Genomic DNA, 25,979 nt, shown 5'->3' with positions numbered 1-25,979 from the left:
CAATCAAGCAATGATGAATATTGTCGCTGCTGGATGGCATACTGCATAGGATATGAAAACCGCTTTCCCCGGAAGGGGAACCCTTACTTGATACCTTTTATTTTCAATATAATTTATCTTATGTTAATCAGTTTGAAATGACATTTGCAACAATCCAATCACACTATGATGAATCCGCTTGTACACTTCATCTAGGGTTCAGCGTGGCGCATAGCACAATTGTATCGTAAAGTGGACACCTATATTTTAGTGAGCAAACACTTCCGGATGAGTAGCAGCAATTCCAAGCAATACACGTGCAGGACCTTCTGGTTTACGACGTGCTTGTTCCCAGTTTCTTAAGGTATTTACGCTGATATTTAATAGTCCTGCAAACTCATCTTGAGTAAGCTTTAATCGTGCTCGTATAGATTTAGCATCCGGTTCATCAATCATAAATGAACGTGACGGCTGTTTTTTTTGTTGCAGTATCTGTTTTGCCTCGCCAACGCTTGCAAGTAAGTCATTAAACATTGAATCTTCCATCATAAACCTCCCATGAAAGTTTTTCTCAGCATCTCGATTTGTTTTGGGGATAAATCGGATGTTTTGCTTTTTTCATACACATAGATCATAAGGATAAGACTGTTTTCCTCATGATAATAGTAGATGTTTCGTATTCCACCGCTTTTACCGCTGTTTTTGACGGACCAGCGAATTTTTCTCAATCCGCCTGATCCTTTGATTACCGCTCCGCTTTTAGGGTGTTCCACCAAAAAAGTTTGAAGTTCTTTGTATTCCTCATCCGAGAGGATACGGGTAATCTCTCGGGTAAAAAAGGTGGTTTCAGCTATTTCCATAGGATAATTGTATCAGATGTTTATTAGTAAGTCAATGGCGTAGTTTATGTAATTCAATCCATGTTTTTTGTCTAACAAATAAGACTCGTAACGTTTTAGCATATTGAAATGAACTTACAATTGAGCAAAGCACCTAAAGCAGAGAATTTTTTTAGTTCAATGGAGATAATATTGAAGGGATAATTCTTATATGACAGACAAATCTACTTTAGATAATTTATGTTAATCAAATTATTTATTATCCTTTTATAATTATATTGACAAAGAAACACACTGACTACAATTTATATAAAACATACTATAATATGTTCAATATTTATTTATACTAAATAATACTTACTATTGGATGTTTATGATTGAATTAAAAACACCTTTTGAATTCATTGAAGAACTCATTGTTACTATCGAAAAAACGCGTAAGCGAAAAAAACTGAGACAACAAGACCTTTGTGATCTTGCCGGTCTTTCGATTGCTACCTATCAAAAGTTCATCTATCAGAAAAAAATCAGTCTGATATCACTGGTACAGGTATTATATGCGCTAGACATGATTTCGAATTTGGAAGGGTTGATAGCCTATGATGAGATCCAAAGTCTCGACGACATCCGAGAAGCTGCCAATAAAAACCCTCTACCAAAACGGGTAAGGAAATAACATGCGTAAACCTTTAGAAGTCGATGCTTATCTTTATGGGCATAAGATTGGGTCGATGATTATGCACATGGGAAGAATTTATTTCGAATACGACTCTGCATTTACATCTCTCGGACTTGAAATTTCACTACTGAAATTAAATACCAAAAAAATCACCAGTGCGTATACCAATCCTGATTCACTTGATTACTATCATGGGATGAGTGGAGTTTTTTTTCAATCTCTTCCCGATAAGCATGGAATGCCATTTATTGATCGCTATTTTGAGCGACAAGGGGAAGATTGCGATAAAGTGACCTTGCTGCAAAAGCTAACGTTCATCGCCGATCGCGGTATGGGTGCCATAGAGTATGCACCAAAAGAACATGAAGACATTATGGAAGCAGCCATCGCACTCAGTGCAAAAGAATTACGAGAAGAGATGCGCCTTGTTTTAGAGGATGATATAAAAAATACAACGATCAGAGATTTTATGAATATCGTCAATAATGCATCACCCATAGGCGGTGCTAGACCAAAGTTACTGATTTCTTACAATCAACAAACTGGCGAAATAAGAAGCAATAGCGGCACACTTCAAGATGGATTTGTCCGTTCAATATTGAAATTTGATGAGTCATACCCTAATGCAGATGGTATTAACGAAAGTATTGAGTTAACAAAATTAGAATACCTTCATATGTCACTGGCGTCAGAGTGTGGGATTACAATACCTGCTATGACATTGATCGAAGAGAATGGGGAACACCACCTAATTTTCGAGCGATACGATAGAGATAAGCATGACCAAAAAATCCATGTATGCAGTGCGGCCGGTTTGATGCATAAAGATATCCGTGTAGCGCAAGTAATGTCGTATGAGGAACTTCTGAAATTAACCAATCTGATCACGAAAAGTCAAAGTGATGTTGAAGAAATGTTTCGGCGGATGGTATTCAATGCCTTATCGTTCAATGTGGATGACCATCCCAAAAACTTTGAATTTATGATGGACCGCACTGGACAATGGCGTCTTGCACCGGCGTATGATGTTACGTATTCCAAAGGAGTCGTCAAAGAGCATCTTACTACGATTAACGGGAAGAGTTCCAATTTTAGCATCGATGACTTTTTGGTAGTCGCTCAGAAAAATCTTATTGATCAAAAGAGTGCAAAATACATTATTAATACCACTGCTGTAAAGCTTTCAACTTATAAAATGAGAGCTAAAAATACCGGTATTAGTGAAAGTGAAGCAACTAAAATTGGTACAGAAATACATATGCAGCTTGTTAGGTTAGGACTTGTTTAATCCATAATAAAATTAAGAATATTTTCTTATTAGTCGGGTAAGAACACCACCTCGCCGTGGCATCCTCCCCTAAGAACTGTACGTGCGACTTTCATCGCATACAGCTCAAGCATTGATAACTAAAATGTTGTGAGATTTGAGAGAAATAGTGCGGTTGCGGAAATATTGATCATAAGCCTTATCAAACGGGTTTGCTTCGCCTATAATCTTCAAGTGTTCCCGTAAGGGAATACTTGTAAAAAGTTACTCTCTAGTGGCGTACCACCACGTGATGTGGATAAAGATCTAGGTGTATCACTGGCAACCCTCTATCGATGGATTCCGGCTTCCGATCAAATCGATTTACAAATCGTACCAAAAAAGATACAATAGCGTATGGATAAAAAAATCAATGTCGTCTTTTATCAAACACCATCCGGTAATGAACCAGTACGTGAATGGCTGAAGTCACTCAGTATTAAAGATTGCCAAAGCATTGGTAACGATATCAAGACAGTTGAATACGGATGGCCGATCGGCATGCCGGTATCGCGTCCTCTTGGGAATAAACTTTATGAAGTGCGAAGCAGCATTTCAGATAAGCGGATTGCACGGGTAATTTTTACCATCATCGATCACTATATGGTTCTTCTTAATGGGTTTGTTAAAAAGACTCAGCAAACTCCAAAAGAAGAGATTGATTTAGCGCTCAAGCGCCTAAAGGAGATTCAATGAAATTACAAAAAGGTATCGGGAGTTCATTCGATGACTTCCTCCAAGACGAAGGGATGCTTGCTGAGGCAGAAGCGGTTGCCGTTAAGCGTATAATCGCCTTCCAACTTGAAGAGACAATGACAAAAGAGCACATCACCAAAACTGAAATGGCAAAACGGATGAACACAAGCCGATCAGCAATCAACCGTTTACTTGATCCACTCAATACCTCAATCACACTCGCAACGATAGAGAGTGCAGTAGCAGCAATGGGGAAACGACTTCAAATTCAAGTCGTTTAATCTCTCTTATTAAAAACAGGTCATTTCTCTTAACGTACTATATATTCCGTTTTCTCAGCCCCCCTGTTTAGCTTCATATGCCTCATCCAATGTCACAAGAATATCGACCTTCAGGTGTTCCCATATCAGCGTTCATTAACATATCAATACGTGCCAATGCTGCATCGTAATCTTTCTGTCCGGATAGGAAAAATATTCATCTTTTAAATCTCCTCTGCGTTTATTTTGTCATACTCGGCATGGGTTCTGACGAATCAGATATATACCGTACTGTATGGGTAATTCATCTTTTATCCATTGGACACCTCGCCAAATTCTTTCAAATGGCTTTTGTGAGCAGATGAGACCATGGGGAGCATAGCCAATATCCGTTTCGTGTTTTCAATGATATGGTTGCTTAGCTTGGAAATGAACATTTCCTCCGGAATTTCAACACATTCAACGCGCTTACAAACCTCTTCAATCCGTTCCAGCAATAAACCGGCAATTTTCTCCGCTTCCATAACAAATAGGCGCGGTTTGATGTCTATGAGATAGCAAAAATATGCCATCTCATATGCGCTCATATCTTCAGGCTTAAACTCATCGCCAATAGCCATTGCGTATTCCTGCGCGAAGTCCTGATACAATGCAACATTGACTATATCGTAAGCCGGCGCAACCGATGTTCCTGCTTTGGTTATATGAAATGAAATATTCTTCCCGTGTGCGTCATAATTCGACACAAACAAATTGAAGATTGCCCATTGCAATACCGATCGTTTAGCGATGATCGGTGATTCACAATGTTTGAGTGACTGAAAAAGCATTTTATAGCTAACACCAAGTCTTGCATGATTGTCACCACCGAAGGCTCTCTCGTACTTGTATTGATGCGACATATCCAACATTTGGCATCCGTCAATTACGTGTAATCTTTTAACGATCGCTTTTCCGGATGTATCAACATCCGGTTTCCGATCAAATCTCTCGACAAATAAAACCGGCTCCCCATTAAAGCGCCGGATTTCTGTATTTGCGGTACCTATCCCACAAGCTTGAGCAAGTTGCATACAGATGTATTCATTGATCACAATATGCTGTTCACTGTTTTTTCCGAATTTCAGGATGTGGGTAGATGCTATCTCTCCCTCACCTATTCCATATCCTGAATCAGTCACAACCAATGGAAGTTTATCCTGCATACCGGAAAGGCTAAGGCGGATAGTACCGTCCCATAGATTAATAGGCGTATTGCCCCTGTCTTTAATGCGTTCGTTTAGCTCTTCGTGAGTTATCTCTCGAAATGTTGTTTCCGGAAGTCCGGAATTTTCTTGCACAAATGAAATCGCACCGGCAGTTTCAGTACCGGTTACAGAAATAAGCGAGAACTTGTTGGCTTTTGATATCTGGAAGAATCGGCTCACAAACTCCAATCCTTCGCCCTCAGGTAAAAGGTTATCGATGAAGTTCGATACCGATTTCGGATCTATTGCAGTACCGAACGGCAAATTCGGTGATAACGGGTACCCTATTTTTTCCCAGTCCGGGTCATACCGGAGTGAAAAACGCGAGTTAACCGGGTCATAGGCTAATGTACCGACTTTGTTCGCACAGCAAAATATATCAAGTTTTTGTTCCATGATTATTCCTCCGTAATCGCTATTTTTAGCCCCAATCCATTCACTACTGAAAGGAAACTGGCGAGTGTTATATTTGACTGCCCTTTTTCAAGTTTGGTGAAGACTTCAACAGGTACTCCGCAATACAATGCGGCGGCATGCTGAGTGAACCCAGAACCGGTACGTTGTGCCTTGATGGCATCTCCTATAAATTCAATATCAATATTGTTAGTATTCACCCTAATAGGGAATTGGGTTCTTCTAATTTTTTTGGCCATTTCAGCTCCAAATAATATTGTCTTAGCAGTATTATAGCAAGTATTTAGGAAAATATTATTAATAATATTGCCATAACAGTATTTAAAGAAAAATGCTCAATATATTTATAATAAATACAACTACAGCAGTATTTATTATAACTGATTTGAAATCCGATCATCATCGTTAATAATTAACATAAGATAAATTATATTGAAAAATATCTACGCAATGCATCTTATAAAACTATTTCAGGTTCATTCTTTTGAATAGGTCTGCACCCTAAATGCCCATGTTTACGTAATGAACGTTTTCGGTAAAGAACGACAGGAATAGCTATAGAAATCCCGAGTAAAAAAGTAATGTATAGTATTGAAAAAGTCGTATTCATGAATCCTTTCACATAAAGTAATTCTGCAACCCCTAGTCCAAACCCATAAACTAAACCAAATCCAGCAAAAAATATAGGCGCATAATCCATAGTGATGGCTTCGGCATCTTTACCCTCAGCCCAAGGTTGATTATAGACGATTAAAATACCTGCTTTAATAGCCTTGATATCATAAATTACGTTCCAAAATCCCAATACAGAAGCCAAAATAAATGCGGTTTGAAATACGTCAACCATATTTACTGCCATTTGGGAATGACATAGCCATGCTAGGGTTGATGTTGCACTGCCAAACACAAACCCGTGATGGGGTCTAAACCTTCCCAACCGATATTTCGTGTTAAACTCCCACACTTTAAGTACGTTTGTACCGATTCCTGGAACGATATACGCAAACAGCACTGGTACTAGCCATGCGATCAATGTCAATATCATATTACCCTCATAGGTATGCCACCAGAGCCAAAAAGAAAGCGGTGTTAATACAATAGGACCGATGTATTGGTAGTAAGTAAAGAATTTTTTATTCATCATTTAAGTCCGAATTTCATTTGGTGTTTTTTATATACTTCTTTTCGGAACAAGAGTGCATAGCGGAGAAAATTTGTAGCGCGCCATAAAGATTTTAGATTGGTTTTTACATCGGAAAATCGGTACAGCAATGATGGGATACTGTTAAATTGTTCTCGTGCCTCATGACAAGCCCGTGTCAATTCATCGGACGTCATTCGAGTGGGAACAAAGGCTGCTTGATTAAAACGATATTCGGGATGAAGCCACCATTTTCCATCATACAAGAGTCGATTTTCACGTTCAAGCTGCTCGTATAAAGGGGTATTGGGATACGGCATTAAAATATTGAATGCGGCAAAGGTAAACTTGTTTTTTCGGGCAAACTCCATCGTCGCCAGTACCGAATCATAGGTGTCATTATCATACCCGAGAGTAAATGCGGCCCATGTTTGCATCGCATGATCACGCAGTATTTCGATTTCACGCTCATAATTAGTAAATCCGCGAATATTTGAAACTTTTTTTGCATCTTTTAAACTCTCAGGCGTGATCGATTCAAAACCCATGACATTACCGATACACCCGCTATCAGCCATCAATTTCATAATCTCTTTGTCGTGCGTTATATCCAAACTTGCCTGACTGATCCAATTTATCTTCATCGGTATGAGTTCTTGGCAGAGCTCTTTGAGTGCATGTTTATGAGAAGCGATATTATCATCCACAAAGAAAATAAACTTTCGATCTTGCTGCGCAATCTCTTCTAGTACTTCGTCAATACGACGTATATAATGTTTTTTATCAAAATAACGGCTGACTGCGCAAAAATTGCATTCATAACGACAACCGCGTGAGAATTGCATCAACGACATCGGTAGGTAGCCTTTGCCTTTATACAGATCCCGTCTGGGTTTCACTCCTCCGATTTGACCGATGCCGGGAGGAGCTTTATATACCTTTTGTAGTTTATTGTGTTTAACATCATCAAGGACATGAGCCCATAAGGTTTCTGCATCACCGATAAAAATACTGTCGGCATGTTGCTGCACCTCTTCGGGAACCAAAGAAACATGCATCCCCCCCATAATAACAAGGACACCACGTTCGCGATACTCTGACGCGATCTCATAAGCGCGCCGTGCTGTATAGGTCTCGACGGTGATAGCAACCAAATCAGTCGGTTCATCATAGGGGATTGATTCCATGCGGTCATCATGCAAAACCACCTCATGTTCATCAGGAGTGAGTCCGGCAAGTACACCGAGCATCAATGGCTCCATACGTCCCTCATCGACATAAAGACTATGTTCAAGGCGTCCTATGGTTGGTTTTATCAAGGTTATTTTCATGCTATTTTCCCAGATGCCGATGATGTTTTTTCAACACCTCTTTACGCGATACAATGTTAGCTAATGCGACCATAGCAAATCTAAAGAGGTTAAATTTTGTATCGCTGAGCAAAAGCCTCTGTGCTATGGAACGCCATGAATAAAACCGTTTTTTAGCCTCAAAACATTTTTCGGAAAACACATCAGGGCTCATCGCTTTGGGTGAAAAGATAGCGTCACCGTAACGATACGACGGATCTTGCCACCACAGTTCATGGATGAGCCGCCCTTCACTCTTGAGCCGATCATACAGTGCTGAACCGGGAGTTGGGGTCAATGGATTGAAATTGGCAATTTCCAGTTTTGCTTCGAGGGCAAATTCCAAACTCTTTTCAATGAGTTCGGGGGTGTCATGATCATAACCGAATACAAAAGTACCATAAACCGCCATCCCCCTTTTATGAAATTTTTTGACAATTTCAAGGTAATCACCACTCACCTTGTTCCAACTTTTCCCCATCTGCTTTAGATTCTCCTCGCTGAGCGATTCAAAGCCGATGAGAACAAAAATACATCCCGATTCCGCCAAACGGTCCAGCAGTGCATCATCCCGTGCCGCATCGATACTGATTTGACATGACCATCTGAGATTAAGGGGTGTGATGGCATCAAGGAGTGCGTAAAGCTCTTTTTTCGAGCTGAAAAGATTATCATCCACAAAGAAAAGGAGCTTTTTTCTATCCAAAGTGGCAATTTCTTCTACAATGTTTTGAACCGGTCGAACCCGTACGCTGTTTTTATAAAAAGCATCAATCGAACAAAATTCGCAGGTAAACCTGCATCCACGACTGTATTGCACCAACTCTACAGGAATATATTTTTTACCCTTGAAGATAGTGCGATCGATTCGATAATCATCCAAAGAGTGTCCATTGCCTCCACTATAGCGCTGTTGAAGATTTCCCTCTTTAAAATCATTCAGTAACTTTTCCCAGCACTCTTCTGCATCACCTATTACAATGGCATCCGCATGTTCAAGAACCTCGTCACTCATTAGTGTCGGATGGTATCCTCCCATTATGACAGGCACGCCCCTGCTTCGATACCCTTTGGCTATTTCGTATGCCCTGCGTGCGGTAAACGTTTCAACACTTAGTGCCACTAAATCAGGAGTGTCGTCTTCAGGAATACTTTCAATACGATCGTCAAAAAAGCGAATTTCAATATCGCTAGGGGTACGTGCAGCCAAGATCGCGATAGAGAGTGGTGGCAATGCATCGTTTGAGCGATAATCGCCCATGTTTGGACGTATAAGTGTTATGTGTTTTAGTTTCATAAAAGTGCCACTTCAGGTTGTATTATTCGCTCAGAGATATTCGTGTATTGATCATCTCCATTGAGCGTTACTACCTCGATCTGCGTTCGGTAGATTTCAGACTTAAGCGTATGCTTCAAAATTGGTAAAAGTACATGGTGTGAGGACATCCCCATCACACAACTTGTCGCCCTTTTTGCGCGGGCTATATAAGCAGCTTCTTTGAGTACATTGACAGCCAAATCAGTGTCATCGGCATCGCAAGCAAAAAATGCAATATAGAGATGGTCCAATGCTTTTCCAGACAGAGGCAATTCCACCCGTCTGGTCATTCGTGCATACCAATTGTAAAGTATTCGTAAATGCTTGAGCGGAGCTTTATATCCTTTTACAACACTCTGTTTAAACGCCCGTTGATCCCAGAGAGAAAAACAGCAACGTAGCACTCCATTTTTATCTCTGAGTAGCCAAAAATCACTAATATCCAATCCCAGATGTCCGGCAGTATTTTGCAGCCATTCCTCACTCAAATACGGGGATAACTGATAGGATGAGGCTCTCTTATTGTAATAGGAGACAATATCCGAAATGTCTTCTGATCTGGCCTGAACCAGTATCCCTCCGTTTTTTCCTTGATTAACCGAAAAAATCATCGTTGTCATCTCACCTACAGGCGAATAACAGGGCATCCCACTCATATTTGCTTCGAGTAATCTACGTGCTATAGTGTTTTCACTGGCAATGCTTGTAAAATAAAACGGCACACTCCCACGCAAAGGGACGATTTTCTTTAGGGCTTCAAACCCATGCTTGATATAGTGGATTTTGTGCCTAAATTCAGAGACAACACGTAATCCTCCAAAATAACCGATCATTTCAGGGTTGCCGTCAATATGAACCGGTAAGTACGAACACGAATACATACCGATAATATTCTCTTCAACGATGGCGTCATGGGCGATGAGAGCATATGTTTCCCCCATCAATGATGCCCCGTCGAAATAAGACGGTTCACGTTCCGTGGAAATATTGACCCACGATTTCATAGGGTTCTCATGCAGGAGACGTTTGAGCGTCGTATCGTCTTTAGGCGTAGCGAGACGATAAAGTGTATCCTTGATTCGATACTCTGCCATTATCTCTTCACCATCAGCAATTCACCCATCCAGTTTTCATCTCCTAGAGGATAGCCGTTTCGGCTACTAACATCCTTGCGGTGCATAAAGTTAATCGGCAAATAGTTGCGTAACATGAATCCGTCACTTCGATTAGCTTTGCCGAAAATCCGCTTGAAAATACTAGAAAAACTGTAAAATTTGCGCCGTGCGGCAACACATTGGCGGGTCACTTCTTCAGGCAGCATAGTAAGCGGAGAAAACGGTAAATCGTTGTAGCGGTAATTATCATCAAGCCACCATTGTTTAAATCTCAATCGCCCCTGTGCTTCAAGCTGAGTATAAAGTGGAGTGCCTGGGAAGGGAGTCAAATGATTAAAAGCCGCTATATAAAACTGATGCTCTTTTGCAAAATCAACCGCCTCATCAAATGAATCCATCGTATCGTGGTCATAGCCGAAGACAAATGTGGCATAAATGCGGATGTTATAACGGCGAAGATTTTCAAGGGCTTTAAAATACCCCCCATGCATCGTATTGAAGCTTTTGTTCATCAATTTGAGGTTTTTTTCATCCAGACTTTCAAATCCGATCAGAACCCCTTTGCACCCGCTTTCATTCAGCAGTGACAAAAGTTCATCATCAAATGCTCCATCGATACTCATTTGGGTAATCCATCGGATTTTAAGCGGTATCAGTGCGCGTAAAAGTTCTTTTGCCTCTTTGATATTGCCGATAAAATTATCATCCACAAAGAAGAAAATATTTTTCTCTTTTTTAAGCGATTCTATCTCTTTGATAATATCATCAATCGGTCGTGTACGGTGGGTACTCTCAAAATAAGATCCAATAGCACAAAATCCGCATGAAAACCGACACCCCCTCCCCGTCTCCACCAATCCTATCGGAAGATAACGTTTCCCTTTAAATATAGAACGGTCTAATCGTATATCCGATAATAATGGTCGTTCATCGCTTTTGTACCGTTGTTTCAATCTTCCATTTTTCAGATCTAAAACAACCTCTTTCCAAATCGTTTCTGCTTCGCCGATAAGGACTGCATCGGCATACTGTTCAACTTCATCAGGAAGCAGTGTTGCATGAAATCCTCCCATTATAACCGGAATGTTTCTTCTGCGATATTCACTTGCTATTTGATAAGCCCGCTTGGCTGTGTAAGTTTCAACGGAAATAGCCACAGCGTCGGTAGAACTATCAAAAGGAATCTTCTCCATACGATCATCATAAAAACTAATCTCGACATCATCAGGAGTCAATCCGGCAATAGCAGCTGCAGGTAGAGGTTCCATCTGCCAAGAACGGATATAGCGTTCATTTTTAATATGCCCTATTGCCGGATGAATGATCGTGATATGCATCGCGCTTAACGCTTCATCGTTTTTATCTCTGTTCCAAATCCGGCTAGCGGATTGGGCATCATAGATTGAATATGCCAATCGCAGTTATAGAACTTATCAAGATTATTGGCATAAAATCGATACCCAAGATTTGAAGTAATGGCGAGGGCTTGAAAGTTCTTCGCTTGCCATAAACGTTTGGCGATATTTGAATAGGTGTATGTTTTTTTCCATGCTCGTTCATGCCCAAGAAGAAGTTCTTCCATGCTCATTTGCTTTGGTTCGAATACGACATGCTGACCGTCATATAATTCCCAATCACGGGTCAAAATTCGCCCTTCATCATTGAGTCTTTGATACAACGGAGTTCCCGGAAAAGGGGTCAGCACTGCATAACGAGGCAGATCGATACCGGTTTCGAGAACAAACTCTACTGTTTCATCAAAAACATCGATCGAATCGTTATCGAGACCAAAAACAAAACACCCCTGTATTGAGATACCCAGCCCATGCAATTTTTTGATAAGATCATAATAATTGACCGATGCGTTAAAGTGCTTATGAGTCTCTTTTAAACTTGTTTCCGAAACCGTTTCAAGACCTAAAAGCAACCCTTTGCATCCGCTTCGTGCCATCAGTTCCAATAGATGATCATCATGCGCAATCAGCACCGTAGATAATCCGAACCATTGAATATTCAACGGTATCAACTGTGTAAAAAGCTCTGTAGCGTATCCCTTATCGGAAATTAGATTCAAATCCACAAAAATAATTTTCTTTTGCCCGAGTCGTTTAATATCTTCAATTACCCAGTCAACAGGGTGCTGATACTGCTTGCTTCCCCATGCACTCGGAGCTACACAAAAATCACAATGATGAGCGCAAGAACGTGTTGCTTCAAAGACAGCTTGGGTCAAAAATGAGTGTTTATTAAAAAGATCGCGCTTGGGAAACGGAGAACCTTCCAGGGTAAACGTACTGTCTTGGTCGTATCTATGTTTTGGTTGTTTTTCTTTAAAATCTCGTAACAATTGCGGCCAGCTCTGTTCGGCATAACCGACGCAAATAGCATCGGCATATTCAGCCGCTTCTTCGGGGACCAAAGTAACATGTGGACCACCCAATACCACAAAGATCCCTTGTTGTCTGAATTGTGCAGCCAGTTCATAACTCCGTTTTGCTGTACCGGTAATCACCGTCATTCCAACGATATCAGCTTCAAGATTTTCAGGAATCACCTGAATACTTTCATCTATTAGTTGAATCTCGGCATTAAGATCTTCAGGTACCAGTGCAGCTAATGTCGTTAACGTTAAGGGCTGATAACGAAGAGATTTTTTAAAAATCCCCCCTCTGTGTCGGTAGAGAGGTCCTTTAGGAGAGATCAGTACTATTTTCATTTTTTATTCCCTCTAATAATCCGGAGCCACTCATCATCGCTGTTTAAAGAGGGTATTTTTATATCCCCGACTCGGCTGCCAGTATTGGTTTTATACTCGATATACAAGAGCATGGCATCTTTTATGATGAGAGGCTCTAATGATCCCAACTGACCTATTTTTCGCGCATACGCATACTGTGGATTCTCCATCAGTTTTTTTTCCACCTCTATTGTTTTATCAGGGGTGTCTGGTAAATCACTCAGAAGAATATAATGGGGAGCTATCCTCTTATCCGGTATCAGCATTGAAAAGCTTCCGATAGATTGCAAAGCACTTCGAACGAAAACCTCGTTCAATTTTTCACCAACCATATCCGAAACGATCCCTTTTCTTCCCATAAAACGTAATATTGGTAAATTATTTTCATATCCTTCACACTGTAGCATATCACCTGTCCGGTAACGATATAGCCCACCGGAAGTGGTTAGAATAATTTCGTAGATTTTTTCGGATGTAAGCTCATGCGCTAAATGGTTATTCCCATCAGCATCTACAAACTCATAAAAACCAGAGGCGGGTGAAAGCAATGGTAACCCATCCGCATTTGGCATAGTGACGACACCTTCTGTTGAAATCAAACCCTTTGGCTGAAATGAGGCGTGAGGAAATCGATGCTTCAATCGTTCAAAAAACGGTCTCGATGAGCCGTCTTGCCAGCAACTAATCAATTTGATATGCGGCCAAAGCGTCGTACTCTCTTTATTTACCAAATAATTCTGCAATCGTTCGTAAGCATCCCCATCAGGAGACAATACATGTTCATTTATCAGACCCCCTTTTGTAAAAAGGGATAAAAGCTCCGCAGAGCGTTCTTCGAGAACTTCCATAAGCATCAATAAAAATGTTGGGCTCCAAACGGAAATTAGCTCAAGTTCTCTGTATCGTACCAACCAATACAGTGTAGCTACTTGCCATTTATTGACGTCATACAGCTCTCCCACCCATAATGGAACAACTGGAGAATCATTAAAAGATCCGGAGGCAACATCTCCCAAATATTCCGCATCCGATACACCGATTTTAATCCCACCATCGGTAGTAGTAGCACGCCGCAAGGCAGGACTGATAGACCAATAAGCAGCTTTTCCGCTAATGCCGTATCGCTGCGAAATATCGTATAACCACGGTAAAATCGCACTCTGAAAATCTTTAAAGCTTTTCTCACTATAGGGGATTAGTTTTCCCCCACTTGTACTGCCTCCGGTCACTTCAAAGGCAGTGGGAACGCCTTGAAACAATACATCTGCTTCCCCTGCCGCCATTAGCTTTATCAATGGTTCAATGGTTTCATAATCAACCATCGGTACATGCTCTTGATACATTTTAATGCTACTTATTTCTTCAAATCGATAATCTCTACCATAGCGGCTTATAGCATTACATTTTAGACATTCCATAAGCCATTCTTCTTGGCTATTTCGTAATGAATCCGTATCTATTTGCTTCAAGCGGTTTTCTCCATACTGCACTCCTGAAGTATCCTCTTGGTGAAAGGTCTAAGATTTGTATCATCAAAGTCACAAATACAGGCCAGTTCATCCCCTTCCCCGTACTTCGGATTACGTTCCAAAAAGAACTGCACCGAAGGCTTCATCGTCTCATTTTTCAATGGTAAAACAAAATCACTTTTTAGATGTCCGCGAGAGCGCTCATAGGCAATAATACCGCTGTTTCTATCGTAAAATTCACCAAATTTGTCTTTTGCAAGAAAATCCAAAAGCGGTTTTAAATCACTACGGTCAATGGACCAGTGAGGATAAAACGATTTAGTAAATGCCGGTAAGTACTTATAGGTTCGATGCCCCTTAACGATCAGAAACCAATAGATCGGTTTCAGTGGCACCACCCGTTTTAATTCACCAATAAAACGTATCCATGCAAAAGCCAGTGCCTGCTGTCCCCAGTGTTCATGATGAACAATCGTATCCCCTGAATATATAACACTAATCAGCCGATCATCCCATATACGATCGTAAAGTTCGAATGTCGTAAATCCGACCATTACCCCCGCATGAAACAACAACAAAATTTGTGTCTTTTTTTTCAAATCAGACACTACAATCGATTGATCTGAGCCATCGTAATAACAAAGATACAATGTTGCAATTGCATTTATTTCTTCTTCCGATAATGAGTGTATATCTCTAAAATACGTAGAATATTGATTCATTAACACAGTAGCCTATATACTCAAAAGTTTGCGCTTACGCCATACAAAAAAACCGATCAACAACCCGATCAAAAGTCCTACAACTGCACCGATAATCCCAAAATAATTTGCACTTTCTTTAGCGACACTTAACACCGGATTATCTAAAAAGTTTATTCCGATATGCAACGTAAGTATTCGCCATTTCCCATCATCATCTTTAATAACAGTAGCTGTCCAACGAGTCTTCATCGGGAAAAATCGGCTATCGGATAAATAGCAATTCTCAACTCCAGACCCGCGAACAACTCCGATTGTTTTATTTGCATAAAACTCTGTCAAAGCATCGGCATCAAGTTTCATTTCAACTTTTTTTAAAACACCGCCCGGGCCAAACCAGAAGTTGAAAAACTTTGTAATATCTTCATGTGAATTAAGAACTTCTTGATTGCTGGTCGTAACTCTCATATCTTTATGAAAATATTGAGCAAGTTGATCATAGTGTTCTGTATTAACTGCGTTTTGTATCCCACCAAGAACACCCCGAAGCTCTTCATGAATTGCATGATCCGACTCATCGGTAGCAGCCGAAAGAAAGTTAAACCCACCCAGGGACACCAGTATTATAAAAACCCATTTAAACATTTTTTTCTCCTTTAATGAATGTTGACGTAACCAAAAACATAATCGCCATTGCCGACACGATATCAAGGATATGGTGTTGATGAACCAGTAGTGTTGAGATCATAATCAACAATAACCATAACAACATCATCATACGAACTGATTTTTTTGATGATGACTCAACCACTGCCAATAGAATAAATGCACTATAGACCACATGCAATGACGGTGTCATATTATGAGGAAGATCGAGAGAAAAAATATTGGTGAACATGTCACCATAAAATCCATTAGGAATAACACGCTCAAATCCCAGTTGTGATGGAAAAAGCAAAAAAATCACTCCACTAATGAGGGTACCTAAAATAATCCGTTTACCCAACAACTTCAACTGCGAGACTCCCAAGAAAAAAGGAGGGAGAATAAAAAGGAGATACAGTGACATATAGAGCCAAATGAAATCAGGGACAAAAGGTATAGATAACTCTGTGCTCAAATATAGATGATAGAGATTTGCACGTTGAGCACTAAGCCAATTACAAAATGGATAAACAGAAAAAAAGGCAATCCCTACCCAGAAAGCCCAATACCCATATGTCTTCCATATAGCCTTAGTATTATATTCTTCTGTCGATAGAACGCGAGTCATAGACTCATTCATTCTTGAGCCTTAAACGGAAATTGTGCAGGTGAAGACATCGGCGGTGCAGGCCTAACTCCACCCCATAACGTAGAATAAATAGACCAAAAAGTCGGTTGCGGCTCATTAGCATTAACATATTGAGGCAAATAAATCCATGGAACTTGAGGATGACGATGATGTGCTAAATGGTAGTGATAGTTCAATGCCAACAAACGTGAAATAGGCAACACTTTAAGATTCCATGCACCATTGATTACATCGCGTGGACTCCATGCATGGTCAACATACTGTAATGCCGACCAATGCAGAGCAAAGAACCAATGACATAATAACCACCCCTGCCAACTCAAATCCAGCAGATAATAGAGTGCCACTTGATATCCAAGAGCCAGTAAACATTCAAACCAAATGCGTGTGATTGAGTACTGAGCAATCTCTTCTAGATATGATTCAAATCCAAGTGCTTTTGCAGGACCATGAATGAAACGTTCAGAAGTAAAATAGGTTGGAGCGACGAGAATCAATAAATTGCTCAGGGGGATCATAAACCAATATAAGCCGAACAAATTACCACCATACATCCAAATATTACGTACCGTTTTTGACTCAGAAGGGAGATAATAATCATAGAGCTCTTTATCGGTTCTATTACGCTCGTGGTGCCCCAAGTGAGCAATTTTTTGCATCGTAAATGAAGTAGGAAAGGTAGCTGCACTTACAATACCAAAAAAATCATTTCGTAATCTGTTATTTGATAAAACACCATGTGCAGCTTCATGCAACAAAGAAAAGATTGTGTTATGCAATAAAGAATAAGCCAATGCAGCAAGAAACATATAGAGAAAACTACTATGTGAAGCAACCCACAAAAGCCACCATGTTATTGGAAGGACTATGAAAAAGATAGCCAAATTTCTTTTTTCTGGAATAGGAGTGCTATTAATACTATTTGTATAACTCATACTTTCACCAAAATTTCAAGTTAATAGATTGTAACTCATATAAACTTTATATGGCTGAATTATTAATGATTAATGAAGCTATGTGGTGGTAGTTTTTTTGAAACATAAATATCTTTATTTGAAATAAAGGGATTCAAACACTGAACTCTTACTCATTCTCACTATGTTTTAAATTTTCATTATTATGGAATATTAGTGATCGTCACACTTATTTATCTCAATCTCAAAAAATCGCTGGTGTATCCGTCGTATTGGATTTGATCTGACAAAAAAAATTTAATCTACATTATGCCGCATACGCCAAAACAGCGAATACCAACCCCATAAATAACGCATATGGGGTATAAAAACGGGTGTCATAATAGGCGAATTCAGATGATTTTATTTTTTTAAACAATCCTACCGCATTAAACTCACCGACACCTCTAAGTATAAATATCCCCGATAGAATCCACCCGCTAATGATAAAATAATCCCGATAAGATGACGAAGACAAATCATAAAAATAGAGCATATAAGCAACAAAAGCAAATCTGAACAAAGCTATTCCTACTATAACAGCAGCTATTTTTCCCGGATTTATCAATGGCTTGCCATTTTCTGTCGGTATCGCTTGTAGAGCTGCGAATTTACCCCCCATTGCCCAATAAAAATGGAGCAATCCGATCAGACATAATGCGATAATAGTAAAAATGGTAATAACACTCATTTTATCTCATTTTAACAACAGAAATCAGACTATTCGCATTAAAATCGATACAGTTATCTTTTGTAATTGATTGTAAATGCTCTATATATTCTTTTTCAAATTGAGAATAATTGGATTCTAATTGATTTAATAACCCCTTGTATCCCGTACTGTTAAGGAGTTCCCACCATTCATTAATCTCCATCGGAAACACAATCTCAATATCATGGATTTCCAAACTATCGTATTCGATATGGGTACATAACGTTTCTATTTCATCTTGCGTAGTGAGTTGTCTTTTTTCTATCCGCTTCGGCGGTGCGATATTGTAACCTCTCTCCAACATCTCTAAAAATATTTTAGAGTATGGCTGAAATGCTTGATCCGTAAAGGTTGAAAAAATGAATTTCCCCTCATCACTCAATCGCTCAGAAATATCGATTACAACTCTTTCCATATTTGGGTAGAAGAACAGCCCGTATCCGCACGTAATGAAATCAAACTTTATATCTTCAAAATCCAAATTTTCCACATCTTGAACCAAGTAAGTGATGTTGTTTATACCGTGTTCTTTTGTCTTTAATCGGGCTATATTGAGCATCTCTTCGGAAATATCGACAGCGTAAATATTTGCATTAGGAAACTTTTTGGCAAGTTCTATCGCGATATGACCTGTCCCCGTCGATAAATCTAAAATATTCAAATTATCGTTTTCAGAATGGATCATATCGACCATTTTTTTGGCTGATAGTATAAATTGCTGATTTCTATCATAGCTTTTGGCTACGTTGTTAAAGGTATTTTTGATATTATCTTTAATAGTTTGTTCTTCGTTATTCATATGGTAATCCTTCCTTCTCTATAAAACAATTTAAACTAGTTTAAAATCAATATTCATAAACTGTTGCCATATTTCATTCGGTTCCCATGATTGAAGTATTGCTTTTTGTGCCTCTGTTATATTAAAACCATGGGATTTACGTAAGTAATGATATAAAAAAGCTGATGCCCTATAGTTTTTCACGCAATGTACCCAGACTTTCTTATCGGAAAAACTCTCCATGATGTTGATAAATGATTGCAGATGAAAAAGTTTTGGCGCATCAAATGGAACAGGAATATGAATATAAATCATGTTATTCGTAGTGACTAAATGACCTTCAAAGGGTATTGCGTTTTCTGAATTTGGCATAGCTAGGTTAATAATAACGTCATATCCCACATCAGCAATGATAGTAAATTCAGACTCATTAGGTTGTCCAGATGAGGCTATATTTTCTGTAATTTGCATGAAATTCAAGATATTATTTAACATTGTTTTTCTTTTTTTATCTTTCTCTCAAATAAACACGCATCCGCCAGTGCGTAATGCTCAGGTAATCCTTCGATAGAATCCAGTTTGTGATACCCTAGATACTCAAACCCAGATTTTTTATAATGCTCTATCAGTCCTATATTTTCGCCGATGGTATCCATCCGAATGTAGCCTTTGTCATTTTCTCGCGTATATTGTTCCGCCCACGCTACGATCTGAGCGACAAAATTATTGCCTCTAAAATCGGGATTGGTCGCGATGCGGTGGATATAGAGCGAGGGATCGCGGTCACGTTCTCCCCATATCTGCGGATCGTTAAACGTCGTCGCCCAGATGCACGCTATTCGTCCGTCAATCATCATCTTCCATTGACGGTTTTCCCTTATCTCCGTCTCTATCAACTCCCGTTTAAACTCCGGCCAATGGACGAAAAACTTGGACTTTTGGAAATCGGTAGCGATGGCATAGAGTCTAAAAATCTCGTCGATGTCATTGATAATGCTGTTTTGGATAATCATCTTAAAGCACCAGCATACAACTTTTCGAGATACACTTCGTAGACCAAATTTTCGATTTGACTACGATACCACTGCTTCGTTTTTTCCAACATCTCAGACTCGTTTCTTTAGATACGATATATGTTTATTGAACTTTTGCAATAAATCGATATTTTTCTCTTTCAGAATATAAGACTTTAATCTCTCAACACCGAAATAACGCAAAAGCAATACCAATCTCTCATCACTGTAGTGTCCTAACATAATCGTGATAAATGTCGAGACTTCATACACATGCCCATTTTCGGCACTGTAAAACAGCTCGTTACCGAATATCTGTTTATCGAGGGTAATCTGCTTTTGTGACGGCGGTACGATAGGCTTTGTCATATTGTCTTGCGGGGTATTTATATCAGATTTTGCCCGTTCTCTCGCACTCTCATATTCAAAACCATCTAAAAACTTTTTGTACTCTATACTTTTATTGATGGCATTTAAAATAGAAAGAAAATTTTCTAAAGAGATTTTCCCCTCTTGTTCGAAATAGCGATAAGTCGCGTATTTCAAACCGACGAAATTGGCAAACTCTTTTTGGGTCAGCCCCAAAGCAATACGCTCATTACGCACCGCCTTATTACTTTGTTTGAGCAAGTCATCGATTTTGAACAAAGATTTCATTTCTTAATTCTCCCTGCCAATTACCTATATTTTATTAATTATATATCTTTTTAGGATAAATTACAAGTTATTTACTATTATTTTATTAATTAATATAGTTTAAACATTTAAAACTTGCACAAACCACGTAAATCTCCCGATACACACCACAACTTCACTCTCATCTCTTAGCTCAACATCGACACCAATCATCGCACGCCCTTTTTTATCCAATCCCGTTTTAAATGTCTCTGTCTCTTCATCGCTTATGGTAGCTATCGCATGGATAGTATCGGTGGTCGGTTTTTTAAATTTGATTTGTGAATCGCGCAACACAGGGATAACCTTACCGACCAAATCGGGGAAAAGTCTCTGCAACGCCTCACCGCTTGCTGTTTCTGCTAGAGTGAAGGGATAACCTTACCGACCAAATCGGGGAAAAGTCTCTGCAACGCCTCACCGCTTGCTGTTTCTGCTAGAGTGAATTGTGCGCTTGCGTGTACGGTAGCGATATGATTTAGGTTATCTGAGCGAAAGATGAGTTTTAAACCTTTTTCATCCTGTTCTATCCCCACTTTTTCGACAAAGGGGATTTTTAATATATCCATGAAATTCTCTCCTAGCAATAGTCTCATCTATGTTTTTAATAAGAGTATCGTACCGCTCTTTTGGTAAATTTTGCCACTCTATATTCATATGTTGAAGATACAGGATACGGAAATTATTTTAAGAAAAACGATGTAAAATGTTTAAAAATATGTTGATATTTAAGATTTTGCTTGGATGTTTCTAATAGTAGGGCATTTTGAATGTCTACCTATCAGTGAAATTTCTTGTAAAATAGTATATTTTTGGTATGAATAAATAGTAAGGCTTTTCACATGTTACCTCCCCACAGTCACAAGTCAAAATATACTGAGCCTACCCAGTCCGGGGAGGTAGATGAACATCACCGTGAAATTTGGCAAGATGCGCTCAACCCTCAACCGCCAAAACGACCTCTGGTTTACTACGTCGAAAATCACAATGGGTCAATCGGCTACGCAGAAGCAGCCATTGACTTTAAAATTCTTACGGTTGAGTTACTTCCACGACTTGACCCACAGCAACTAGGTAACTGGATGTGTCCAGTCTTATACCTCGCTAGGCAAACCGTAGAACTTTGCTTAAAGGCTCTCTTTGAGCGGGTCACAGACAAAGATCCCGTGGCAGATAAGCGTTTGCTAGGAAAACACGACCTCAGCGCCCTTTGGTTGACATCCCGTGAATGGCTATCTCAACATGATTATCCAATACTGACGGACGCACGGCTTGGCTCGGCAAATTACCTAGTCGAATCTCTGCACGCAGTTGATCCTACAGGAGACTTATTTCGCTTTGCTCAATCAAAGCAGTTGCGCTTCAATAAGAAGAAATCGTGTGACCGAGTTGGTGTGAGCTTCGATGAATTCCCATCGGCGTTTACACAAACCGTTGATTTACTGCAACATTGGGAAAGTGTTCTCTTCCGAGAGGATTTATGTAAAGAGCAAGGTTGGGAGAAGGATCCCTCCTTCAATCGTGATGCCTATCCAAAGTTGGGTCACGCGCTTGGTTAAGCTTTATCTACGCCCAATACAATAGTACAATAGGGGACATGTATTTAATCTTCACTTTTTATAGCCGCCCCCTTTCCCTTCTAAAAAGTTATCATTTTTGATATAATAGCTACATGAAATGGGAAATTGAGTTTTTTAACGAGGCTGTAGAAGCAGATACTTTATCTTTTCCTGCCAAAATTTTGGCAAAAATGCTCCACATCTTTGAGATGATTCAAGAACATGGTCCCAATCTCGGAAAACCGTACACTGATGCATTCGGTGATGGACTTTTCGAAGTTAGAGCAAAAGGTGCTGAGGGAATAGGAAGGAGCTTTTTTTGCTATGCAAGTGGCAAGAAAATCATTATTCTCCACTCATTTGTTAAAAAAACTCAAAAAACACCCCAAAAAGAGATCAAAATCGCATTAAAGCGAAAAAAGGAGATTAACCATGACAAATAGACCTTCTTTTGAAGCATTTAAAGAAAAAGCTCTGAAAAATGAAGAGGTACGAGAAGAATACGAAGCATTAGAACCGATCTTTGCACTCAAAAAACAGATGATAAAAGCACGCCTCGATGCAAAACTCTCCCAAGAAGATGTTGCTACCCTGCTACACACGAAAAAAAGCAATATTTCGAGATTAGAGAGTCCAAATACTAAAAGTTTACCAAACTTATCCACATTGATAGAGTACGCAAAAGCCGTAGGGTTTAATCTGGAAATCAATCTAAAGAGAAGCCATTTAGCGTCATAAAAACTATAGGTGATACCTATAACAATTCATTATGTAGCTATTGCTTGTTTTAAACTCCATCTCCCTATTTCTTATGAATTTTAGCTCATCAAAAACAATCCAAATCTTGCTCACATACCATCGTAAATGAGCAATTTTTGGATTGCAACCGATATTCGTAACCGCTAAACTTTTACGAACCATCCAACAAGGGGAGACCATGAGTTTTATACACGAAGAGGATTTATCGGTTGCAGATACGGAAGTGTTCGCCATTATACAAAATGAGTTTGAGCGACAATCAACCCATTTGGAAATGATCGCCAGTGAGAACTTTACCTCTCCTGCCGTTATGGAGGCGATGGGGAGTATTTTTACCAACAAATACGCGGAGGGATATCCGAACAAACGATACTACGGCGGATGTCAATTTGCCGATCAGGTAGAGCAACTGGCGAAAGATCGACTCTGTAAAATTTTCGGCTGCACATACTCAAACGTACAGCCCCATTCAGGTAGTCAAGCCAACGGAGCAGTTTATGCCGCGTTATTGCAAGCAGGCGATAAGATATTAGGGATGGATTTGCGTCACGGCGGACATTTGACACACGGTGCAAAACCCAGTTTTTCAGGAAAAAACTACCACTCTTTTACGTATGGAGTGGAAGCAGATGGAAGAATGGATTATGAAAAGATAGCTCAGATCGCGGAAATTGTAAAACCTAAAATCATCGTATGCGGTGCAAGTGCCTATACGCGGGAAATCGATTTTAAAAAGTTCCGAACCATAGCGGAGCGTGTTGGTGCGATACTCTTTGCCGATATCGCCCATATTGCGGGATTGGTCGCGGCGGATGAGCATATGAGCCCGTTTCCCTACGCCGATGTCGTCACCTCTACAACCCATAAAACACTCAGAGGTCCTCGCGGCGGGGTGATTATGACCAATAACGAAGAGATAGCCAAAAAAATCGACAGCGCTATTTTCCCCGGAATACAAGGTGGTCCTCTGGTGCATGTCATCGCCGCAAAAGCGGTGGCGTTTGGAGAGGTTTTGCACCCCTCATGGAAAGAGTATGCCAAAGCGGTTAAAAGCAACGCAAAACTTTTAGGAGAGATTATGAACCAAAGAGGGTATCAGCTCATCAGCGGAGGAACCGATAACCATATGGTTCTCGTATCGTTGATGGAGAGAGATTTCTCAGGTGAAGAGGCGAGTGTGGCGTTGGAAAATGCCGGTATCACCGTCAATAAAAATTCAATCCCCTCCGATCCCCGCCCTGCTTCGTCTACCTCAGGTATACGCATAGGAAGTGCTGCATTAACGACACTGGGAATGAAAGAAAAAGAGTTTACCCTTATCGCGCATAGAATCTGCGATGTTTTAGATGACATACAAAACATCCCTCTTCAAATGGAGATTAAAGCGGAACTCAAAACTCTTTTGAAGGGTTTTAGAGTTTATAATTATGCAACTTATTAAAGGCGATTTATGCAAGAGCTCGAAATATTAAACCAAAATTATCATCTCATTGCCAAAGCCATCACTTATATCGACACCCATTTCAAAGATCAGCCCTCCATCGATGAAATCGCTAAAAATATCGGTATGAGCAAATACCATTTTATGCGGGTGTTTAAAGAGTATGTTGGAGTGACCCCCAAACAGTTTCTCCACTCCGTGACGCTAAATTACGCCAAAGAGCATATCAAAGAGTCAAAATCTCTGCTAGACAGTACACTGGATATCGGGTTATCCAGTTCCAGCAGACTTCATGAGCTGTTTGTCAATCTCATCGGGGTCACCCCAAAAGAGTGGAGAGAAAAAGGAAAAGACGTCACCATCACCTACGGTTTCGGGCTCACCCCATTTGGCGAAGCATTGATCGCCTACACTGATAAAGGGGTCTGTTATTTAGGGTTTATCGATAAAAACAAAGAGGCTATTTTTACACGATTTAGTGAACTGTGGGAAAATGCAAATTTACAACACGATGATGAAAAAGCGCAAACCTATTTGGAAAATATTTTTATCAAAAACAAAAAATACAACCTGATGGTCAAAGGGACAAACCTCCAAATCAATGTGTGGAAAGCCCTCATCAATCTCCCAGATGGTGCGCTAACAACCTATCAAGATATCGCCAATACTATCGATAATCCCAAAGCGGTGCGTGCAGTAGCCAGTGCAATCGGTGAAAATCATATCGGCTATCTCATCCCCTGTCACCGTGTCATCGCCAAAAGCGGTGCTATGAGCGGATATCGGTGGGGGATTGAGCGCAAAAAAATCCTCATTGCCTATGAGTCAGTCTCTAAAGAGCCCCCTATCACGTACCGAACGGCAACACTAGAGGATATTCCAGACTTGTGTCGCCTGTTAGATCAGCTCTTCTCCCAAGAAGCCGAATTCACCCCCGATAGTGCAAATCAAACGAAGGCGTTGAAAACAATCATCGACGATTCAACTATCGGTGAGATATACATTGCATCCAAAGAGGGGGAGATTGTGGGGATGGTGAATCTGCTCTACACTGTTTCAACGGCATTGGGAGGAAGAGTCGCCATCCTCGAAGATATGGTTATCGATGAGAAACACCGAGGAGAGGATATCGGCTCATCCTTGCTCGAATACGTCCTCACGTGCACCAAAGAAAAAGGGATTCGACGAGTCACCCTCCTCACCGATGCGGATAATCTCTCGGCACACCGATTTTACGAGGGGATGGGATTTGCAAAATCGGCAATGATCCCCTTTCGGATTCAACTCTAACATCAACACCGCAGGAGTTATTATGACCATTTGGCAACACGTACCTTTTGAAAATGAACCTGCCGTTAAAGCGTTTGTGGAAATTATTTTAAGAAAAACGGTGTAAAATGTTTAAAAATATGTCGATCTGTAAAATTTTCTTGGATGTTTCTAATTTCAGAATATTTTAAATGTCCGATTATCTAGTGAATTTTTGGGAAAATAGTATATTTTGGGTATGAATAAATAGTTAGCCCCAAAGTGGGTTCGTGTTTT

General features: G+C 40.0%; 31 protein-coding genes. 9 read left to right on the top strand and 22 right to left on the bottom strand.

Annotation, left to right across the window (positions count from 1 at the left end):
- Positions 1–246 precede the first annotated feature (246 nt).
- Together nadS and PHC76_RS13710 are read right to left on the bottom strand one after the other, a co-directional pair.
- Positions 247–528 carry a NadS family protein gene (nadS, locus tag PHC76_RS13715; protein ID WP_299975327.1) on the bottom strand — a complete coding sequence of 94 codons (282 nt, stop codon included), beginning with the start codon at positions 526–528 and terminating at the stop codon, positions 247–249.
- A complete protein-coding gene (locus PHC76_RS13710; protein ID WP_299975330.1) occupies positions 525–839 on the bottom strand; it encodes a type II toxin-antitoxin system RelE/ParE family toxin in 315 nt (104 codons plus the stop codon). The genes nadS and PHC76_RS13710 overlap by 4 nt, the downstream gene beginning before the upstream one ends.
- Before the next feature lie 352 nt (positions 840–1,191).
- Here PHC76_RS13710 and PHC76_RS13705 point away from each other — a divergent pair, with 352 nt between their 5' ends.
- The 4 genes from PHC76_RS13705 (at position 1,192) to PHC76_RS13690 (ending at position 3,780) form a co-directional block, all read left to right on the top strand.
- Positions 1,192–1,494 carry a hypothetical protein gene (locus PHC76_RS13705; protein ID WP_300210498.1) on the top strand — a complete coding sequence of 101 codons (303 nt, stop codon included), beginning with the start codon at positions 1,192–1,194 and terminating at the stop codon, positions 1,492–1,494.
- 1 nt (position 1,495) lies between these two features.
- On the top strand, positions 1,496–2,785 hold the full coding sequence (locus tag PHC76_RS13700; RefSeq protein ID WP_299975334.1) for a type II toxin-antitoxin system HipA family toxin: 1,290 nt from the start codon (positions 1,496–1,498) through the stop codon (positions 2,783–2,785).
- A gap of 375 nt (positions 2,786–3,160) precedes the next feature.
- Positions 3,161–3,499 (top strand): type II toxin-antitoxin system RelE/ParE family toxin, encoded by a 339-nt coding sequence (locus PHC76_RS13695; RefSeq protein ID WP_300210496.1) that lies wholly within the window; start codon positions 3,161–3,163, stop codon positions 3,497–3,499.
- Entirely contained in the window at positions 3,496–3,780 is a 285-nt protein-coding gene (locus PHC76_RS13690) for an XRE family transcriptional regulator (protein WP_299974853.1), read from the top strand. The genes PHC76_RS13695 and PHC76_RS13690 overlap by 4 nt, the downstream gene beginning before the upstream one ends.
- A 290-nt stretch (positions 3,781–4,070) precedes the next feature.
- Here the strand turns inward: PHC76_RS13690 and PHC76_RS13685 are convergent, their stop codons facing one another.
- From PHC76_RS13685 to PHC76_RS13590, 20 genes are all read right to left on the bottom strand, one after another.
- The gene (locus tag PHC76_RS13685; protein ID WP_299974850.1) at positions 4,071–5,402 is read right to left on the bottom strand and encodes a HipA domain-containing protein; all 1,332 of its coding nucleotides are present in this window, start codon (positions 5,400–5,402) and stop codon (positions 4,071–4,073) included.
- Positions 5,403–5,404: 2 nt separating this feature from the next.
- On the bottom strand, positions 5,405–5,659 hold the full coding sequence (locus tag PHC76_RS13680) for a hypothetical protein (RefSeq protein WP_299974848.1): 255 nt from the start codon (positions 5,657–5,659) through the stop codon (positions 5,405–5,407).
- 218 nt (positions 5,660–5,877) lie between these two features.
- Entirely contained in the window at positions 5,878–6,564 is a 687-nt protein-coding gene (locus PHC76_RS13675; protein WP_299974897.1) for a hypothetical protein, read from the bottom strand.
- Positions 6,561–7,892 (bottom strand): radical SAM protein, encoded by a 1,332-nt coding sequence (locus PHC76_RS13670; protein WP_299974899.1) that lies wholly within the window; start codon positions 7,890–7,892, stop codon positions 6,561–6,563. Before PHC76_RS13670 ends, PHC76_RS13675 begins: the two co-directional genes overlap by 4 nt.
- A gap of 1 nt (position 7,893) precedes the next feature.
- On the bottom strand, positions 7,894–9,207 hold the full coding sequence (locus PHC76_RS13665; protein ID WP_299974901.1) for a radical SAM protein: 1,314 nt from the start codon (positions 9,205–9,207) through the stop codon (positions 7,894–7,896).
- A complete protein-coding gene (locus PHC76_RS13660; RefSeq protein ID WP_299974903.1) occupies positions 9,204–10,322 on the bottom strand; it encodes a hypothetical protein in 1,119 nt (372 codons plus the stop codon). Before PHC76_RS13660 ends, PHC76_RS13665 begins: the two co-directional genes overlap by 4 nt.
- Positions 10,322–11,758: a radical SAM protein gene (locus PHC76_RS13655; RefSeq protein WP_299974905.1), complete on the bottom strand. Its 1,437-nt coding sequence runs from the start codon at positions 11,756–11,758 to the stop codon at positions 10,322–10,324. Before PHC76_RS13655 ends, PHC76_RS13660 begins: the two co-directional genes overlap by 1 nt.
- Positions 11,686–13,059, bottom strand: a complete 1,374-nt coding sequence (locus PHC76_RS13650; protein ID WP_299974907.1) for a radical SAM protein — start codon at positions 13,057–13,059, stop codon at positions 11,686–11,688. The genes PHC76_RS13655 and PHC76_RS13650 overlap by 73 nt, the downstream gene beginning before the upstream one ends.
- Positions 13,056–14,549, bottom strand: coding sequence for a GH3 auxin-responsive promoter family protein (locus PHC76_RS13645; RefSeq protein ID WP_299974909.1), 1,494 nt, complete (start codon positions 14,547–14,549; stop codon positions 13,056–13,058). The genes PHC76_RS13650 and PHC76_RS13645 overlap by 4 nt, the downstream gene beginning before the upstream one ends.
- Positions 14,546–15,271 carry a hypothetical protein gene (locus PHC76_RS13640; RefSeq protein ID WP_299974911.1) on the bottom strand — a complete coding sequence of 242 codons (726 nt, stop codon included), beginning with the start codon at positions 15,269–15,271 and terminating at the stop codon, positions 14,546–14,548. The genes PHC76_RS13645 and PHC76_RS13640 overlap by 4 nt, the downstream gene beginning before the upstream one ends.
- 12 nt (positions 15,272–15,283) lie before the next feature.
- Positions 15,284–15,895, bottom strand: coding sequence for a hypothetical protein (locus PHC76_RS13635; RefSeq protein WP_299974914.1), 612 nt, complete (start codon positions 15,893–15,895; stop codon positions 15,284–15,286).
- On the bottom strand, positions 15,888–16,535 hold the full coding sequence (locus PHC76_RS13630; protein WP_299974917.1) for a phosphatase PAP2 family protein: 648 nt from the start codon (positions 16,533–16,535) through the stop codon (positions 15,888–15,890). Before PHC76_RS13630 ends, PHC76_RS13635 begins: the two co-directional genes overlap by 8 nt.
- Positions 16,532–17,479 carry a fatty acid desaturase gene (locus PHC76_RS13625; RefSeq protein WP_300210494.1) on the bottom strand — a complete coding sequence of 316 codons (948 nt, stop codon included), beginning with the start codon at positions 17,477–17,479 and terminating at the stop codon, positions 16,532–16,534. The genes PHC76_RS13630 and PHC76_RS13625 overlap by 4 nt, the downstream gene beginning before the upstream one ends.
- Positions 17,480–17,765: 286 nt before the next feature.
- Positions 17,766–18,188, bottom strand: a complete 423-nt coding sequence (locus tag PHC76_RS13620; RefSeq protein WP_299974922.1) for a DUF3995 domain-containing protein — start codon at positions 18,186–18,188, stop codon at positions 17,766–17,768.
- 1 nt (position 18,189) lies between these two features.
- Entirely contained in the window at positions 18,190–19,008 is an 819-nt protein-coding gene (locus tag PHC76_RS13615) for a methyltransferase domain-containing protein (RefSeq protein WP_300210492.1), read from the bottom strand.
- A 30-nt stretch (positions 19,009–19,038) separates the two neighbouring features.
- The gene (locus PHC76_RS13610) at positions 19,039–19,458 is read right to left on the bottom strand and encodes a protein tyrosine phosphatase family protein (RefSeq protein ID WP_299975321.1); all 420 of its coding nucleotides are present in this window, start codon (positions 19,456–19,458) and stop codon (positions 19,039–19,041) included.
- Between the two features lie 17 nt (positions 19,459–19,475).
- Positions 19,476–20,000, bottom strand: coding sequence for an N-acetyltransferase (locus PHC76_RS13605; protein WP_299975317.1), 525 nt, complete (start codon positions 19,998–20,000; stop codon positions 19,476–19,478).
- A 93-nt stretch (positions 20,001–20,093) separates the two neighbouring features.
- A complete protein-coding gene (locus tag PHC76_RS13600; RefSeq protein ID WP_299975314.1) occupies positions 20,094–20,657 on the bottom strand; it encodes a helix-turn-helix transcriptional regulator in 564 nt (187 codons plus the stop codon).
- 99 nt (positions 20,658–20,756) lie between these two features.
- Positions 20,757–21,014: a YiiD C-terminal domain-containing protein gene (locus tag PHC76_RS13595; RefSeq protein WP_299975311.1), complete on the bottom strand. Its 258-nt coding sequence runs from the start codon at positions 21,012–21,014 to the stop codon at positions 20,757–20,759.
- 23 nt (positions 21,015–21,037) lie between these two features.
- On the bottom strand, positions 21,038–21,244 hold the full coding sequence (locus PHC76_RS13590) for a DUF4442 domain-containing protein (RefSeq protein WP_299975308.1): 207 nt from the start codon (positions 21,242–21,244) through the stop codon (positions 21,038–21,040).
- A gap of 273 nt (positions 21,245–21,517) precedes the next feature.
- On the opposite strand from PHC76_RS13590, the gene PHC76_RS13585 reads away from it, so the two are divergent.
- The 5 genes from PHC76_RS13585 (at position 21,518) to PHC76_RS13565 (ending at position 25,724) form a co-directional block, all read left to right on the top strand.
- Positions 21,518–22,234, top strand: coding sequence for a hypothetical protein (locus PHC76_RS13585; protein ID WP_299975305.1), 717 nt, complete (start codon positions 21,518–21,520; stop codon positions 22,232–22,234).
- Between the two features lie 113 nt (positions 22,235–22,347).
- On the top strand, positions 22,348–22,677 hold the full coding sequence (locus tag PHC76_RS13580) for a type II toxin-antitoxin system RelE/ParE family toxin (RefSeq protein ID WP_300210490.1): 330 nt from the start codon (positions 22,348–22,350) through the stop codon (positions 22,675–22,677).
- Complete coding sequence (locus tag PHC76_RS13575; RefSeq protein ID WP_295065786.1) at positions 22,667–22,972, top strand: helix-turn-helix transcriptional regulator; 306 nt, start codon at positions 22,667–22,669, stop codon at positions 22,970–22,972. The genes PHC76_RS13580 and PHC76_RS13575 overlap by 11 nt, the downstream gene beginning before the upstream one ends.
- A gap of 199 nt (positions 22,973–23,171) precedes the next feature.
- A complete protein-coding gene (locus PHC76_RS13570) occupies positions 23,172–24,434 on the top strand; it encodes a serine hydroxymethyltransferase (RefSeq protein ID WP_300210488.1) in 1,263 nt (420 codons plus the stop codon).
- A 9-nt stretch (positions 24,435–24,443) separates the two neighbouring features.
- Positions 24,444–25,724: a GNAT family N-acetyltransferase gene (locus tag PHC76_RS13565; RefSeq protein WP_299975371.1), complete on the top strand. Its 1,281-nt coding sequence runs from the start codon at positions 24,444–24,446 to the stop codon at positions 25,722–25,724.
- Positions 25,725–25,979: the final 255 nt, after the last annotated feature.

The sequence above is a fragment of the Sulfuricurvum sp. genome (assembly GCF_028710345.1).
Taxonomy (GTDB): Bacteria; Campylobacterota; Campylobacteria; order Campylobacterales; family Sulfurimonadaceae; genus Sulfuricurvum.
Note: the sequence above shows the minus strand (reverse complement) of the source record. Positions and strands in the feature narration are given on the sequence as shown.